This window comes from Amycolatopsis sp. A133, assembly GCF_031082405.1.
In the GTDB taxonomy this organism is placed as follows: Bacteria; Actinomycetota; Actinomycetes; order Mycobacteriales; family Pseudonocardiaceae; genus Amycolatopsis.
In genome coordinates, this window is record NZ_JAVHJU010000034.1 from 64,636 (window position 1) to 82,846 (window position 18,211).

1 protein-coding gene is annotated in these 18,211 nt (G+C 73.4%); it reads left to right on the plus strand.

The window, feature by feature from the left end; genetic code table 11:
• Positions 1 to 57: 57 nt before the first annotated feature.
• Positions 58 to 18,210, plus strand: coding sequence for a non-ribosomal peptide synthetase (locus Q5425_RS22250; protein ID WP_308674205.1), 18,153 nt, complete (start codon positions 58 to 60; stop codon positions 18,208 to 18,210).
• Position 18,211 lies beyond the last annotated feature (1 nt).

Sequence of the window (18,211 nt, forward strand, 5' to 3'; positions counted from 1 at the left end):
TCACCTAACTTCGCGTCCCGATCGGGACGCCGTGAGCAGCGGGAGGCTGGTCTACCGGTGAGCAACGGTGACGCTGTGCAGCAGGTGTCGAGGCTCGGTTTCTGGCGCGACCGCCTCGCTTCGGTGCCGAAGGAGCTGCCGCTGCCGGTGGACCGGCCGTACCCGGCCGAGCCCGTCTTCGCTCGGCTGGACCGGCCGCTACCCGCCGTCGACGAGCTGACCCTCCTCGCGGCGTTCACAGTGCTGTTGTCCCGGTATGCGGGAACGGTGGACGTCGTGCTCGGGATCGGCGCGCTGGTGCCCCTGCGGGTGGATCTGGGTGGCTCGCCCGGGTTCGCCGACGTCGTCGCTCGGGTGCGCGAGGCGCGCGAGGAAGCGCTGGCGCACGAGGTGCGGTTCGCCGACCTGGTCGCCGAGCTGGACCCCGAGCCCGGTCGCGGGGGAGCTCTGCTCGTCAACGTCGGCTTCGGCGCCGAAACCGGCCTTCCGCTGGACCTGAACCTGACCGCGGACGGGCTGCACTACCGCGCCGACGTTTTCGACGAGTCCACTGTGTACCGCATGGTCGGCCACCTGGAGCGCCTCCTGGCCGACGCGCAACACCGTCCACAGTGGCCAGTAAACCGGCTGGACCTCATGACGGCGCCGGAACGCCACCGGCTCCTCGAGGAGTGGAACGACACCGACTTCACGGCACCACTTGCGACGCTGCCGGAGCTGTTCGCGGCCCGCGTCCGCGAGAACCCGGACGCCGTCGCGCTCGTCTTCGAGGACGAGGAACTCACCTACGCCGAACTCGACGCCCGCGCGAACCGGCTCGCCCACATCCTCATCGGGCGCGGCGCCGGGCCGGAACAGGTCGTCGCGCTCGCCGTGCCGCGCTCGATCGAGATGATCGTCGCCGAGCTGGCCGTCCTCAAGGCCGGCGCCGCATACCTGCCGCTGGACCAGGACTATCCGGCCGAGCGGATCGCGTTCATGGTGTCCGACGCCCGCCCGGTCTGTGTGGTGACCACGCGCGATCTCACCGATCGTTTCGACGGTGACGTCCTGTTGCTCGACGACATCTCGTGGGACCCGGCGACGGACCCGGCCGCCGACATCGTCCCGGCCAACGCCGCCTACGTCATTTACACCTCCGGCTCCACCGGGCGGCCCAAGGGGGTCGTGGTTTCGCACGCGGGTGTCGCGAAGCTGGTCGCGACGCAGTCCGAACGGTTCGGCGTCGGCCCGCACAGCCGGGTGCTGCAGTTCGCGTCGCCGAGTTTCGACGTCGCCTTCTGGGACCTGTGCCTCGGCCTGCTCTCGGGTGGCCGCCTGGTGATCGTCCCCGCCGAGCGGCGGGTGCCCGGCCCCGCACTGGCCGAGTACGCCCACGCCCACGGCGTCGACTTCATGATCCTGCCGCCCGCGCTGCTGGCCGAGTTCCCGGAGGACTGCGACCTGCCGCGCGACAGCGTGCTGCTCGCGGGCACCGAGCGGGTGTCGCCGGAGCTGGTCCGACGCTGGGCGCCGGGGCGGCGGATGTTCAACGCCTACGGCCCGACCGAGGCCACGACCAACTCCACGCTCGGGCTCTGCGACCCGGGGATCACCCCCGGCTCGGCCGTGCCGATCGGCGTGCCGGACCCCGGCACCCGGGCGTACGTGCTCGACGCCGCCTTGGCGCCGGTCCCGGTCGGGGTCGCCGGCGAGCTGTACCTGGCCGGCAGCGGTCTGGCCCGCGGTTATCTCGGGCGGCCGGGCTTGACGGCGGAGCGGTTCGTCGCGGACCCGTTCGGTTCGGGCGGGCGGTTGTACCGCACGGGTGATCTGGTGAAGTGGTTGCCGGACGGTCGTCTGGTGTTCCTGGGCCGGGCCGACGACCAGGTCAAGATCCGTGGTTACCGGATCGAACTGGGCGAGATCGAGTCGGTGCTGGCCGAGCACCCGCGCGTCGGGCAGTCCGTCGTCGTCGCCCAGGACGGGCAGCTGATCGCCTACGCCGTGCCGGTGCCCGACCGCGACCAGGCGGCCGAGCGAGGTCACGTCGACGAGTGGCACGACGTCCACGAGGAGATGCTGGCCGGCTCCCACGGCATCGAAGAGAACTTCGCCGGCTGGAACTCCAGCTACGACGGCACCGAAATCCCGCTGGAGCAGATGCGGGAGTGGCACGCGGCCACGATCGACCGCATCCGTTCCCTGAGGGGACTCCCGCTTTCACGTGAAAGCTCCGCCTTGGGGCGGGTGCTGGAGATCGGTGTGGGGAGTGGGCTGATTCTGTCGCGGATCGCTCCGGGCGCCGAAACCTATTGGGGCGTCGACCTTTCCGAGAGCGCGATCGAGAACGTCCGGCGTGAGGTCGCGGCGATGCCGGAGCTCGCGGGCAAGGTCCACCTCGCCGCCCGGCCGGCCCACGACCTCGGCGAGCTGCCGGAGTTCGACACGGTGATCATCAACTCGGTCGCGCAGTACTTCCCGAGTGCGGACTACCTCGCCGAAGTCGTGAAAACCGCCGCCGGTCTCCTGGCCCCGGGCGGGACAATCTTCGTCGGCGACATCCGCAACCTCCGTTCGCTGCGGGCGTTCCGGACCGCCGTCGAGCTGCACCGCGGCCGGGCCGACGTCGCCGCGGTGGACCAGGCGATCGCGCGCGAGGGCGAGCTGGTCCTCGACCCGGACTTCTTCGCGGCTCTCGCCCGGAAGCTCGAAGGCTTCGGCGACGTCGACCTGTGGGTCAAACGCGGCAAGGCGCACAACGAGCTGACCCGGCACCGCTACGACGTCGTCCTGCGGAAGGCCCCGCGGCCGGAAGCGGCGGAAGAGCAGGTCGTCGCGTTCGGCGGCCTCGGGGCGGTGGAGCGGTTCCTGGCCGCCGAGACGCCGGAGCGGCTGCGGGTCACCGCGATCCCGGACGCGCGGCTGGCCGGCGAGCTGGCCGCGGTCCGCGCCCTCGACACCGGCGACGCCGAGGCGGCCCTGACCGCACTGGAACGCCGGGACGGCGTCGACCCGGAAGCGCTGTACCGGCTCGGCGAGCGCGCCGGCTACCGCGTGGCGGTCACCTTGGCACCCGAGGCCGGCGAGCTCGAGGCGGTCTTCCTGCGCCCCAATGTGGCGTTCGGTGCGTTGGACGCAACCAACGCCACATTGGGGCGCTCGGGGCAGGGGGGTCCCGCGTACCGGCCGGTGCGGCAGACGGGGACGCCGGGGTCTTATGCCAACAACCCGGCGGCACGGCGCGAAACCGGGGCGCTCGTGGCGTCGCTGCGCGCGCACGTGCGGGACCGGCTGCCGCTGTACATGGTGCCCTCGGCGTTCGTCGTGCTCGACAAGCTGCCCGTGCTCGCCTCCGGCAAACTGGACCGCAAGGCCCTGCCGAGCCCGGAGCGGTTCACCGCCGGACCGGGCCGCGCGCCGCGCAACCCCGTCGAGCAGCTGCTGTGCGAGATGTTCGCCGACGTCCTCGGCGTGCCGCAGGCGGGACCGGACGACGACTTCTTCGCCCTGGGCGGGCATTCCCTGCTCGCCACCCGGCTGATCCAGCGCATCCGCACGGCCGTCGGTGCCGAAGTGCCGGTGCGGGCGGTGTTCGACGCCCCGACGCCGGCCGCGCTCGCGGAGCTGCTCGCCGGCGCCGTCACCGAGACCGAGCGGCGCCCGCTCGCGCGCGTCGCCGAGCGGCCGGAGCGGTTGCCGCTGTCGTTCGCGCAGCAGCGGCTGTGGTTCCTGCACGGGCTGGAAGGCGGCTCGGCGACCTACAACGTCCCGCTCGTCATGCGGCTGACCGGCGAGCTCGACGTCGAAGCCCTCCGGCGGGCCTTGACCGACGTCCTGGACCGGCACGAGGCGCTGCGGACGATCTTCCCGGTCGCCGACGGCGTGCCGTACCAGGAGGTACTGCCCGAAGCGACGGTGGAGCTGACCGTCCGCGAAGTGACCGATGTGGACACCGAAGTGGACCGGCTGGTCCGCGGCGTGTTCGACTTGGGCGCCGGGGTCCCGGTGCGCGCCGAGCTGCTCACCGTCGACCCGCGGCGGCACGTGCTGGTCCTGGTCGTGCACCACATCGCCGCCGACGGCTGGTCGCTGTCGCCGCTGTGGCGGGACATCGCCACGGCCTACCGCGCCCGCCTCGACGGCGAAGCTCCACAGTGGACGCCGTTGCCGGTGCAGTACGCGGACTACACGCTCTGGCAGCGCGAACTCCTGGCCACCGAAGAGCCGGCCCAGCTCGAATACTGGCGTGAGACCCTGGCCGGCCTGCCCGACCGCATCCCGCTCCCGCTCGACCGGCCGCACCCGCCGGTCTCGGCCTACCGCGGCGGGTTCTTCACCTTCACCTGGGACACCGGGCTCCAAGCCGGCCTGGCCGACCTCGCGCGCGCCTGCGGGGCCAGCCCGTTCATGGTCGTGCACGCGGGCCTGACGGCGCTGCTGTCCCGCCTCGGCGCGGGCACCGACATCCCGATCGGCACCCCGATTGCCGGCCGCACCGACGCCGGCCTGGACGACCTCGTCGGGTTTTTTGTCAACACCCTCGTCCTGCGGGTCGACACGGGCGGCGACCCGTCGTTCCGCGACCTCGTCGCCCGCGTGCGCGAGCGCAGCCTCGACGCGTACGCCCACCAAGACGTCCCGTTCGAGCGCCTGGTGGAGGCCCTGAACCCGGCCCGGTCGCTCGCGCACCACCCGCTGTTCCAGACCATGCTCGCCTGGCAGAACACCCCCGGCACCGGCGTCGAGCTGCCCGGGCTGACCGTGACCGAGCAGCCCGTCGGCACCGGCACGGCCAAGTTCGACCTCTGGTTCTCCTTCACCGAACGGGCCGACGGCGTGGGTGGCCAGGCCGAGTTCAACGCCGAGGTCTTCGACCGCGCCACCGTGACCGGCGTCCTCGACCGGCTGGAAACCCTGCTCCGGCAGGTCGTCGCCGCCCCGGACCGCCGCCTCGGCTCCCTCGACGTGCTCACCCCGGCCGAGCGCGACGGCCTCGAAAAGACCTGGTCCGGGGCCACCGAGCCCATCCCCGCGGTCACCGTCCCGGACCTGTTCGCCGCCCAGGTCGCGCGGACCCCCGACCAGCCGGCGCTGGTCTTCGAGGACGAAGAGCTCACCTACGCCGAGCTGGACGCCGTCTCCAACCGCCTGGCCCGCGTGCTCGCCGCGCGGGGCGCCGGGCCGGAGCGGGTGGTCGCCCTGGCCCTGCCCCGCTCGACGCACCTGGTCACGGCGATCCTCGCCGTGCTCAAGACGGGCGCGGCCTACCTGCCGCTCGACCCCGGCTACCCGGCCGACCGCATCGCCTTCATGCTCGACGACGCCGACCCGGCGCTGGTGCTGGCCGTCGCGGACACCGCCGTCCCGGGCGCCCTCCTCCTGGACGACCCGGACACCCTGGCCGGGGTCCCGGACGCGCCCCTGGAAGCCGTGCTCCGGCCGGAAAACCCGGCGTACGTCATCTACACGTCCGGCTCGACGGGCCGTCCCAAGGGCGTCGTCGTCCCGCACGCGGGAATCGTCAACCGGCTGCTGTGGATGCAGGACGAGTACGGTCTCACGGACGGCGACCGCGTGCTGCAGAAGACGCCGTCGAGCTTCGACGTCTCGGTGTGGGAGTTCCTCTGGCCGCTGCTCACCGGCGCCACCGAGGTGCTCGCCCGCCCGGACGGGCACAAGGACCCCGCCTACCTCGCCCGGCTGATCCGCGACCGCGGCATCACGACCGTCCACTTCGTCCCGTCGATGCTGCAGGTGTTCCTGCAGGAGCCGGCCGCGGGGGAGTGCACGAGCCTCCGCCGGGTCCTGTGCAGTGGCGAGGCCCTGCCCCCGGCCGCCGTCGCGCAGTTCGGGCAGGTCTTGGACGCCGAGCTGCACAACCTCTACGGCCCGACCGAAGCCTCGGTCGACGTCACGTCCCACCGGACGTCCACGAAGGACGGTTCCGTCCCCATCGGACGTCCGGTGTGGAACACCCGCACCTACGTCCTCGACGCCGCCCTGCGCCCGGTGCCGCCGGGCACCCCGGGTGAGCTGTACCTGGCCGGCGTCCAGCTCGCCCGTGGTTACCTCGGCCGTGCCGGGCTCACCGCCGAGCGGTTCGTCGCCGACCCGTTCGGCGCGCCCGGCGCCCGGATGTACCGCACCGGTGACCTCGCCCGCTTCCGCTCCGACGGCGTCCTCGAGTTCCTCGGCCGCGGCGACGAGCAGATCAAGATCCGCGGCTTCCGCGTCGAACCCGGCGAGATCGCCGCGACCCTGGCCGCGCACGACGACGTCGCCCACGCGGTTGTCGTCGCCCGCGAAGACCGGCCCGGCGACGTCCGCCTGGTCGGGTACGTCGTTCCCGCCGACACCTCCGGTTCGGCCGAGGAGGAGACCGAGCAGGTCGGCGAGTGGCGGGCCCTGTACGACTCGATGTACTCGGGCGCCGAGGACGAGTTCGCGGGCTGGAACTCCAGCTACACCGGCGAGCCGCTCCCGCGGGCCGAGATGCGCGAGTGGCGCGACGCCATCGTCACGCGGATCCGCGAGCTGCAGCCGCGCCGGGTCCTCGAGATCGGCGTCGGCAGCGGCCTGCTCCTGACCGAGCTGGCCCCGCACTGCGCGGCGTACTGGGGCACGGACTTCTCCGCCGAGGTCATCACCTCGCTGGGCGAGCGGGTCGCGGCCGATCCCGCGCTCGCCGAGCGGGTCGAACTGCGCACCGGCGACGCGGCCGACCTGACCGGCCTGCCGGCGGCGTTCTTCGACACGATCGTGCTCAACTCCGTCGTCCAGTACTTCCCGAGCGGGACCTACCTGCTGGACGTCGTACGCCAGGCCCTGGCGCTCTTGGCGCCGGGCGGGTCGCTCTTCGTCGGCGACGTCCGGGACCTGCGCCAGGTCCGGGCGTTCCACACCGCGGTGGCGCGGACGCGCGGCGGTGACGTCGAACAGCGTCTGCTGCGGGAGAAGGAACTGCTCGTCGCGCCGGAGTTCTTCGCGGGCCTCGACGGTGTCGCCGCGGACATCCGGGTCAAGCGCGGCCGGGCGGTCAACGAACTCACCCAGTACCGCTACGACGTGGTCCTGCGCCCGGGCGCCGCCGAGCCGCTCCCGGTCGAGACGCTGACCTGGGGCACCGACGTGTCCACTGTGGACGAGGTGGTTGCACGCCTGGGCGACGGCCTGCGTGTCGAAGGCGTCCCCAACGGGCGGATCACCGAAGGCGTGCACCCCGAAGACTGGTACGAACTGGGTGCGGTCGTCACCTGGTCCGCGGCCGGCGACGGCTCGGTCGACGTCCTGTTCACGACCGGCGACCCGGCCGGCGCGTTCCGGCCCGGCCCGGACCCGCTCCTGACCTACACCGGCAATCCCCGGCGCTCGCGCCGGAGCGCCGCCCTGCCCACCCAGCTGCGAGCCCTGGCTGCCGAACGGCTGCCCGAGCACATGGTGCCGTCGGCGATCGTCGTGCTCGACGCGCTTCCGGTGACGGCGAACGGCAAGCTCGACCGCCGCGCGCTCCCGGCGCCCGAGCGGAGCGCGCCCGTTTCGGACCGCGAGCCGCGCACCCCGGTCGAACGGCAGCTGTGCGAGCTGTTCGCCGACGTCCTCGGCCTGCCGCGGGTCGGCCCGGACGACAGCTTCTTCGCCCTCGGCGGCCATTCGCTGCTGGCCACCCGGCTGATCGCCCGCGTCCGCACCGCCGTGGGAGCCGAGCTCGAAGTGCGGGCGGTCTTCGAGACGCCGACCCCGGCGGGCCTGGCCGGGGTGCTCGCCACCGCCCGCGGGACCGCCCGGCCGCCGCTGGTGCGGACCCGCCGTCCGGAGCTCGTCCCGCTGTCCGGCGCCCAGCAGCGGCTGTGGTTCCTGCACCACCTCGAAGGGCCGTCGGCCACTTACAACGTCCCGTTGATCATGCGCCTCGAAGGCGACCTCGACGTCGAGGCGCTGCGCACGGCGCTGTCCGACGTGCTCGCCCGCCACGAAGCGCTGCGCACCCGGTTCCCGCAGCGGGACGGCGTGCCCTACCAGGACATCCTCCCCGCCGGCGAGTTCGACCTGCGGGTGCGGGCGGTCGACGACCTCGACGAGGCCCTGACCGGCCTGGTCCGCGGTTCGTTCGACCTGGAGCGGCACGTGCCGGTGCGGGCGGAGCTGCTGCGGCTGGGCGCCCGCGAGCACGTCTTCGCGCTGGTGTTCCACCACATCGCCTCCGACGGGTGGTCGATGGCCCCGCTGTGGCGCGACATCGCGACGGCCTACGCCGCCCGCCGGGCCGGCGATACTCCACAGTGGACGCCGCTGCCGGTGCAGTACGCGGATTACACGCTCTGGCAGCAGGATCTGCTCGGTCGCGAGGACGACCCGGACAGCGTGCTGAGCGCCCAGCTGGACTACTGGCGGACGGCCCTCGACGGCCTGCCGGACCGGATCGAGCTGCCCCTGGACCGGCCGCACCCGGCGACCGCGACGTTCCGCGGCGAGCTGCACACCTTCACCTGGGACGCGGGGCTCCACACCCGGCTGGCCGAGCTGGCCCGCGAGTGCGGCGCCAGCGTCTTCATGGTCGTGCACGCGGCCCTCGCCGCCCTGCTCACGCGGCTGGGCGCGGGCACCGACGTCCCGATCGGCTCGCCCATCGCCGGCCGCACCGACGCCGGCCTGGACGACCTCGTCGGCTTTTTTGTCAACACCCTCGTCCTGCGCGTCGACACCGGTGGCGAACCGACGTTCCGCGAACTGCTGGCCCGGGTCCGCGAGCGCAACCTCGACGCCTACGCCCACCAGGACGTCCCGTTCGAACGGCTGGTCGAGGTGCTCAACCCGGCGCGGTCGCTGTCCTACCACCCGCTGTTCCAGGTCATGATCGCCGGGCAGAACAACACCCGCGCCGAGGTGACCCTGCCCGGCCTCGCCGTCACCGAGATCCCGGTGACCACCGGGACGTCGAAGTTCGACCTGTCGATCTCGCTGACCGAACGCGAGGCCGGGATCGCCGGCGTGCTGGAGTTCAACGCCGACGTCTTCGACCACGCGAGCGCGGACGGCATCCTGCGCCGCCTCGAGGTGCTGCTGCGGGCCGCCTCGGCCGAGCCCGACCGCCCGGTCGGGGCCCTGGACCTTCTCGACGGGGACGAGCGCGATCGCGTGCTCACCGCCTGGGCCGGGTCCCTCGACCCGGCGGGCACCGAGACGTTCCCGGGGATGTTCGCCCGGCGCGTCGCCGAGGCCCCGGACGCGGTGGCGCTCGTCTTCGAGGACGTCGAGCTGACCTACGCCGAGGTGAACGCCCGCGCGAACCGGCTCGCGCACCTGCTGCTCGACCGCGGTGCCGGGCCGGAGCGCGTGGTCGCACTGGCCGTGCCGCGGTCGGTGGGCATGATCGTCGCCGAGCTGGCGGTGCTCAAGGCCGGTGCCGCGTACCTGCCGATCGACGTCGACTACCCGGGCGACCGCATCTCCTACATGGTCGAGGACGCGGCCCCGGTCTGCGTGGTGACGACCCGGGACGTCGAGGCGAAGCTGCCCGAGGCCCTGCCCCGGCTCCTCCTGGACGACGCGGCGCTCACGCGGATGTCCACAGAGGACCCGCAGGTGACGGTCACGCCGGAGAACGCGGCGTACGTGATCTACACGTCCGGCTCGTCCGGGCGGCCGAAGGGCGTCGTCCTCCAGCACTCGGGCGTGGCGAAGCTGGTCGCCACCCAGGTCGAGCGGTTCGGCGTGGGGCCGCACAGCCGGGTGCTGCAGTTCGCGTCGCCGAGTTTCGACGTCGCCTTCTGGGACCTGTGCCTCGGCCTGCTCTCGGGTGGCCGCCTCGTGGTGGTCCCGGCCGAGCGGCGGGTCGCCGGCCCGGCGCTGACCGAGTACGCGCACCGGCACGGCGTGGACTTCATGATCCTCCCGCCCGCCCTGCTCGACGCCATGCCGGCGGAGTGCGACCTCCCCCGCGACAGCGTGCTGCTCGCCGGGACCGAGCGCGTGTCGCCCGAGCTGGTGCGCCGGTGGGCGCCCGGACGGCGGATGTTCAACGCCTACGGCCCGACCGAGGCCACCACCAACTCGACGCTCGGCGAGAGCGACCCGGCCGAGCTGGCGGACGCGACGGTCGTCCCGATCGGCATTCCCGACCCGGGAACGCGCGCGTACGTCCTCGACGCCGGGCTGCGGCCGGTCCCGCCCGGCGTGGTGGGGGAGCTGTACCTCGCCGGCAGCGGTCTGGCCCGCGGTTATCTCGGGCGGCCGGGGCTGACGGCGGAGCGGTTCGTCGCGGACCCGTTCGGTTCGGGCGGGCGGTTGTACCGCACGGGTGATCTGGTGAAGTGGTTGCCGGACGGTCGTCTGGTGTTCCTGGGCCGGGCCGACGACCAGGTCAAGATCCGTGGTTACCGGATCGAACTGGGTGAGATCGAGTCGGTGCTGGCCGAGCACCCGCGCGTCGGGCAGTCCGTCGTCGTCGCCCAGGACGGGCGGCTCATCGCTTACGCCGTGCCCGCGGCCGGGCGCGACGAAGAAGCGGAACTGGAGCACGTCGGCGAGTGGCGCGAGCTGCACGAGAACGTCTTCACCGAAGCGGCGTCCGGCGGGCTGGAGGAGAACTTCACCGGCTGGAACTCCAGCTACGACGGCACCCAAATCCCCCTCGACGAGATGCGGGAGTGGCACGCGGCCACGATCGACCGCATCCGTTCCCTGAGGAGACTCCCGCTTTCACGTGAAAGCTCCGCCTTGGGGCGGGTGCTGGAGATCGGTGTGGGGAGTGGGCTGATTCTGTCGCGGATCGCGCCGGACGCCGAGGAGTACTGGGGCGTCGACCTTTCCGAGAAGGCCATCGCCAACCTGCGGCGCGAACTCGCGGCGACGCCGTTCGCGGGCAAGGTCCACCTGGCCGCGCGGCCCGCCCACGACCTGGGTGAGCTGCCGGAGTTCGACACGGTGATCGTCAACTCGGTCGCGCAGTACTTCCCGAGCGTCGGCTACCTCGCCGAAGTCCTCCGCACGGCCGCGGCGCACGTCCGGCCGGGCGGCGTGCTCTTCCTCGGCGACATCCGGAACCTCCGCTCGCTGCGGGCGTTCCGGACGGCGACCGAGCTGCGGCACGGCCGCCGGGACGTCGCCGCGGTGGACCAGGCGATCGCGCGGGAAGGCGAACTCGTCCTCGACCCGGACTTCTTCGCGGCACTGGCCGGGGAACTCGACGGCTTCGACGACGTCGACCTGTGGGTCAAACGCGGCCACGCCCACAACGAGCTGACCCGGCACCGCTACGACGTCGTCCTGCGGAAAGCCCCGAAGCCGGCGCCGGTCGCCGAAGACGTGGTCGCGTTCGCCTCGGTGGAAGAGCTGGAGCGGCTGCTGACGGCCGGTCCGGCCCGGCTGCGCGTCACCGGCGTGCCGGACGCCCGGCTGTCCGGTGAACTCGCCGCCGTCACCGCGCTGGCCGCGGGGGACGCCGAGACGGCGCTGTCCTCTTTGGAGCAAAGGGACGGGGTGGACCCCGAGGCGTTGCACGACCTCGGCGAGCGGCACGGCTACCGGGTGTACGCGACCTTCAACGCGAACGTCGGCGAGCTGGAAGTCGTGTTCACCACCGGTGAGCCGCAGCGGATCCACCGCGGCCGCCCGGTCCGGGCCGCCCTCGAGGCGCTGGGCAACCACCCGGCGGGGCAACGGGACACCGGCGCGCTCGTCGCGGCCCTGCGGGCCCACGTCCGCGACCGGCTGCCGCAGTACATGGTGCCCTCGGCGTTCGTGCTGCTGGACCGGCTCCCGCTGCTGGCCTCCGGCAAGCTGGACCGCCGCGCCCTGCCGAGCCCGGACAAGCAGGCGGCCCCCACCGGCCGGGCCCCGCGGACCCCGGTCGAAGAGGTTCTGTGCGGGCTCTTCGCCGAGGTCCTCGACGCGGCGTCGATCGGGGTCGACGACGACTTCTTCGCCCTCGGCGGGCATTCGCTGATGGCGACCCGCCTGGTCGCCCGGCTCCGGGCGGTCTTCGGCGTCGAACTGCAGGTGCGGTCGGTGTTCGAGACGCCGACGGTGGCCGGGCTGGCCGCGCTGCTGGCCACGTCGGGCGCTTCGCCCGCCCGGCCCGCCCTGGTGCGCGCCGACCCGCGCCCGGAGGTGCTGCCGCTGTCGTTCGCCCAGCAGCGGCTGTGGTTCCTGCACCGGCTGGAAGGCCCGTCGGCGACGTACAACATGCCGACGGCGGTCCGGCTGACCGGCGACCTCGACGTCGGCGCGCTGCACACGGCGCTGGCCGACGTGGTCGGGCGCCACGAAGCCCTGCGCACGGTCTTCCCCGAGATCGACGGGGAAGCCCGGCAGCTGGTCCTCGACGACGTCACGATCCCGCTGCCGGTCCGCCCGGTCACCGGGACCGCGCTCGCCGACGCGGTGTCGGAAGCGGCCGGCACGGTGTTCGAGCTGGAGTCGGAGATCCCGCTGCGGGCGGAGCTGCTCCGCCTCGGTGCCCGCGAGCACGTCCTGGTGCTGGTGTTCCACCACATCGCCTCCGACGGCTGGTCGACCGCACCGCTGTGGCGGGACCTGGCGACGGCCTACACCGCCCGCCGGGCCGGTGCGGCCCCTGGGTGGACACCGTTGCCGGTGCAGTACGCGGACTACACGCTGTGGCAGCGGGACGTCCTCGGCGAGCCGGTGATCGAACCGCAGCTGGCCTATTGGCGCACGGCACTCGCCGGCCTGCCGGAGCGGATCGAGCTGCCCACCGACCGGCCACACCCGGCGGAGGCGTCCTACCGCGGCGAGCAGTTCGCCTTCGGCTGGGACGCGGAACTCCACAGTGGACTGGTCGAGCTCGCCCGGGCCTGCGGGGCCAGCGTGTTCATGGTCGTGCACGCCGGGCTCACCGCGGTGCTCACCCGGCTCGGCGCGGGCACCGACATCCCGCTCGGCACGTCCATCGCCGGGCGCACCGACTCCGCGCTCGACGACCTCGTCGGGTTCTTCGTCAACACCCTCGTCCTGCGCGTGGACACGGGCGGCGACCCGTCGTTCCGCGACCTCGTGGCCCGGGTGCGCGAGCGCAGCCTCGACGCCTACGCCCACCAGGACGTCCCGTTCGAACGGCTGGTGGAGGCCCTGAACCCGGCCCGGTCGCTCGCGTACCACCCGCTGTTCCAGACGATGCTCGCCTGGCAGAACAACGCCGTCGCCGACGTCGCCCTGCCCGGTCTCACCGTCGCCGAGGAGCCGGTCCGCACCGGCACCGCGCGGGCCGACCTGACGTTCTTCGTCGGCGAGCGGCCCGGCCACCAGGCCGGGATCCGCGGCACGGCGGAGTACAACAGCGACGTCTTCGACCGCGCGAGCGTCGAGGCGGTTCTGGAGCGGCTGCGGACGCTCTTGGCCGCCGTCGTCGCCGACCCGGACACGAGGATCGGCGCCGTCGACCTGCTCACCGGCGCCGAGCACGACCTGCTCGCCGCCGACCCCGCGACCCCGCTGCCCGCGGAGACGGCCGCCGGGCTGTTCGCGGCCCAGGTCGCGCGGACGCCGGCCGCTCCCGCCCTGGTGTTCGGCCCGGAGCGGCTGACCTACGCCGAGCTGGACACGCGGGCCACGCAGCTGGGCCGGGCGCTGCTCGCGCGCGGCGCGGGCCCGGAGCGGGTGGTGGCGGTCGCGCTGCCGCGGTCGGTGGACCTGGTCGTGGCGCTCTTGGCGGTCCTCAAGACCGGTGCCGCCTACCTGCCCCTGGACCTCAACCACCCGGCCGAACGCCTCGAGCTGATGCTCGCCGACGCGGCACCGCACCTGGTCATCGCCGGAGAAGGCTTCGGGGAGCGGCTCGTCCGGCCTGGTGACACCGGGCCGGAACCGGCCTGGCCGTCGATCGGCCCGGACCACCCGGCGTACGTGATCTTCACGTCGGGTTCCACCGGTCGCCCGAAGGCGGTCGCCGGCACCCAGCGGGCCCTGGCCAACCGGCTGCACTGGGGCCGGGACGTCGCTCGAGGCGTACGCGTGGCGAAGAGCGCGCTGACGTTCATCGACGGCTCGACCGAGCTGCTCGGCGGGCTCGTCGCGGGCGATCCGGTGGTCCTCGCCGACGACACCACGGCCACCGACCCGCACGCCCTCGCCGGATTGGTGCGCGAATCCGGCGCGCAGGTGCTGACCGTGGTGCCGAGCCTCCTCGCCACCTTCGCCGAGGACACCGAAGCCGGCGCGTTCGCCTCGGTGACGACGTGGATCACCAGCGGCGAACCGCTTTCCGGCGCCCTCGCGGCGAAGGTCGCGGCCCGCTGGCCGTCGGCGAAGCTGGTCAACCTCTACGGCTGCTCCGAAGTCGCCGGTGACAGCCTGGCGCACGTCTGCGCCGGCTCCGTGGCGATCGGGCGGCCGATCGCGAACACCCGCGCGTACGTCCTCGATGCGGCGTTGCGGCCGGTGCCGCCGGGCGTCCGCGGTGAGCTGTACCTGGCCGGCGCCGGGCTCGCGCGGGGCTACCTCGGCCGTCCGGCGCTCACCGCCGAGCGGTTCGTCGCCTCGCCGTTCGAGCCGGGGGAGCGGATGTACCGGACCGGCGACCTCGTCCGCCGCCGCGCCGACGGGACCCTCGAGTTCCTCGGCCGTGCCGACCAGCAGCTCAAGATCCGCGGGTTCCGGATCGAGCCGGGCGAGGTCGAAGCCGCGTTGACGGCCGACGCCTCGGTGGCGCGCGCCGCCGTGATCGCCCGGGACGACCGGCTGATCGCTTACGTGGCGCCGTCTGGCGACCCGGTCGCGCTGCGGGCCTCGCTCGCCGGGCGGCTGCCGGAGTACCTAGTGCCGTCGACGATCGTCGTCCTGCCCGAGCTGCCGGTGAACGCCAACGGCAAGCTGGACCGTGCCGCCCTGCCCGACCCGGAGGTCCGCACCTCCGGCCGGGTCGCGCGGACCCCGGCCGAACAGGCGCTGTGCGAGCTGTTCGCCGACGTCCTCGGCGTCCCGGCGGTCGGCCCCGACGACGGCTTCTTCACCCTCGGCGGGCATTCGCTGCTGGCGACGCGGCTGGTCAGCCGGATCCGCGCGCTGCTCGGCGTCGAGGTGCCGATCCGGGCGGTGTTCGACGCGCCGACCCCGGCCCGCCTCGCCGAAGCACTGGACCCGGGCCGGCGCAGCCGGCCGGCTCTGGTGCCTGCCGAGCGGCCGGAGGTCCTGCCGCTGTCGTTCGCGCAACAGCGGCTGTGGTTCCTCGACCGCCTGGACGGGATGAACGCGACCTACAACATCCCGTGGGCGTGGGAACTGAGCGGCCCGGTCGACACCGAGGCACTGCAGGCCGCGTTGGGTGACGTCGTGGCGCGCCACGAGATCCTCCGGACGCTCCTGGTCGAAGAGCAGGGCACCCCGCGGCAAGTCGTGCTCGACGAGGCTCGCCCGGTGCTGGTCACCGAGACCGTGTCCGCGGCGGACCTCGACGAGCGCGTCACCGCGGCGGCGTCGTACTGCTTCACCCTCGACGCCGAAATCCCGATCCGGGCGACGCTCGTGTCGGCCGGACCGCAGCGGCACGTGTTCGTGCTGCTGGTGCACCACATCGCGGGTGACGGCTGGTCGCTGCCGCCGCTGAAGCGGGACCTCGACACCGCCTACGCCGCCCGGCTCCGCGGCGAGCGTCCACAGTGGACGCCGTTGCCGGTGCAGTACGCGGACTACACGCTGTGGCAGCGGGAGATGTTCGGCCGGGCCGACGACCCGGACAGCGTCCTCGGCGCTCAGGCGGCGTTCTGGCGCGACACCCTGGCCGGGATCCCGGACGAGCTGGCGCTCCCGGCCGACCGGCCGCGCCCGGCGCGCTCGACCAACCGCGGTGCCGCCGTGCCGTTCACCGTGCCCGCCGACGTGCACCGCGGCCTGCGGGAGCTGGCCCACCGCAGCGACACCAGCACGTTCATGGTGCTGCAGGCGGTGCTGGCCACCCTGCTGACCCGGCTCGGCGCGGGCACCGACATCCCGCTGGGGACGCCGGTGGCCGGCCGCACCGACCACGCACTGGACGACCTCGCCGGGTTCTTCGTCAACACCCTCGTGCTGCGCACCGACACCGGCGGCGACCCGACGTTCCGGCAGCTGCTCGACCGCGTCCGCGAGGCCGACCTGGCGGCGTACGCCGGCCAGGACCTGCCGTTCGAGCACCTCGTCGAACTGCTCAACCCGCCCCGGTCCCTGGCCCGGCACCCGCTGTTCCAGGTCATGCTCGCGGTCTACCACTCGGGTTCGGAGCCGGAACGGCTGCTCGGGCTGGAGGCGGCCTACCGGGACACCGGGCTGCGGCAGGCGAAGTTCGACCTGTCGTTCGACCTGGTCGAAACGGCCGACGGCATCAACGGCGACCTCGAGTACAGCCTCGACCTCTTCGACGAGCCGACGGCGCGGACGCTCACCGAGCGCCTGGTCCGGGTGATGGCGGCGGTGGTCGCGGACCCGGACCGGCCGCTGAGCCGGATCGACGTCCTCGAACCCGCCGAGCGGACCCGGATCGTGCACGAGTGGGGCGCCGGCGAGCCGCTGACACTCCCGGCGCCGACCGTGATCGACCGGCTGGCCGCCCAGGTGGCGGCGACCCCGGACGCGATCGCGCTCAGCGACGCGGATTCGAGCGTCACGTTCGCCGGGTTCGCCGCCCGGACCGACCGCCTCGCCCGGTGGCTCGCGGCCCGGGGCGCGGGGCCGGAGAAGGTCGTGGCGCTGGTGCTGCCCCGCTCGGCGGCCGTCGTCGAGGCGATCTTCGGGGTGTTCAAGACGGGCGCGGCGTACCTGCCGGTGGACCCGGACCAGCCGGGGGACCGGATCGCGGCGATCGTCGCCGACTCCGGCGCCTCGCTGGTACTCTCCAGCCGTTCGCTGGCTTCGCCGGTGCCCGGGGCGCTGTTCGTCGAGGACGTCGTGGACAGTTCCGCTGTCCTCACGCCGCCGTCGCCGTCGAACCCGGCGTACGTGCTCTACACGTCCGGCTCCACCGGCAAGCCCAAGGGTGTGGTGATCCCGCACTCCGGTCTGGTGAACCTGTTCCACAGCCACCGGGAGACGCTCTACCGCCCGGCGGTCGCGGCCGCGGGCGGGCGGCGGCTGCGGGTCGGGCACGCGTGGGCGTTCTTCTTCGACGCGTCGTGGCAGCCGCAGCTGTGGCTGCTCGACGGGCACGAGGTGCACGTCGTCGACGACGACACCCGCCGCGACCCGGACCGGCTGGCGGCCGTGGTGCGCGACCGCGGGCTCGACTTCCTCGAGCTCACGCCGTCGCACTTCGCGCAGCTGGCCGCGGCCGGCGTGATCTCCGATGGCCGCTGCGCCCTCGGCGTGGTCGGCGTCGGCGGTGAAGCCGTTTCCCAGTCGCTGTGGGAGACCCTGGCGTCGATGCCGGGCACGGCGACGTACAACCTCTACGGCCCCACCGAAGCCACGGTGGACGCGCTGGTCGGCCGCTTCGGCGACGCCGATCGGCCGGTCATCGGCCGTCCGGTGCACAACACCCGCGCGTACGTCCTCGACGGCGGCCTCTCGCCGGTCCCGGCCGGGGTGCCGGGCGAGCTGTACCTGGCCGGCGCCGGGCTGGCCCGCGGCTACCACGAGCGGCCCGGGCTCACCGCGGACCGGTTCGTCGCCGACCCGTTCGGACCGCCGGGGGAGCGGATGTACCGCACCGGCGACCTGGTGCGGTGGCGGCCCGGCGGGCAGCTCGAGTACCTCGGCCGCACCGACGACCAGGTCAAGATCCGCGGCTTCCGGATCGAACCGGGCGAAATCGAGACGGCGCTGGCCCGGCACGAGGACGTCGCCCAGGCGCTCGTCGTCGTCCGCGAAGACCGGGACAAGCGGCTGGTCGCCTACACCACGCCGGCCACCGCGGACCCGGTGCGGCTGCGGGAGTTCCTCGCGCGGTCGCTGCCGGAGTACATGGTGCCCGCGGCGATCGTGCCCCTCGACGCCTTCCCCGTCACGGCCAACGGGAAGCTCGACAAGGCCGCCCTGCCGGTGCCGGAGTTCGAGGCACGCGGCCGGGCACCCGAAACGCCCGTGGAGAAGGCGCTCTGCGAGATCTTCGCGGAGGTTCTGGACGTCACCGCCGTCGGCGCCGACGACGATCTGTTCACCCTCGGCGGCCATTCGATGCTGCTCGTGGTCCTGCGCAACCGGATCACCGAACGGCTCGGCACCGAGCTGGCCATCGCCGAGTTCTTCCGTACCCCCACCGCGGCCGGACTTGCCGCGCTGTTGACCCGAGACACGGAGTAGA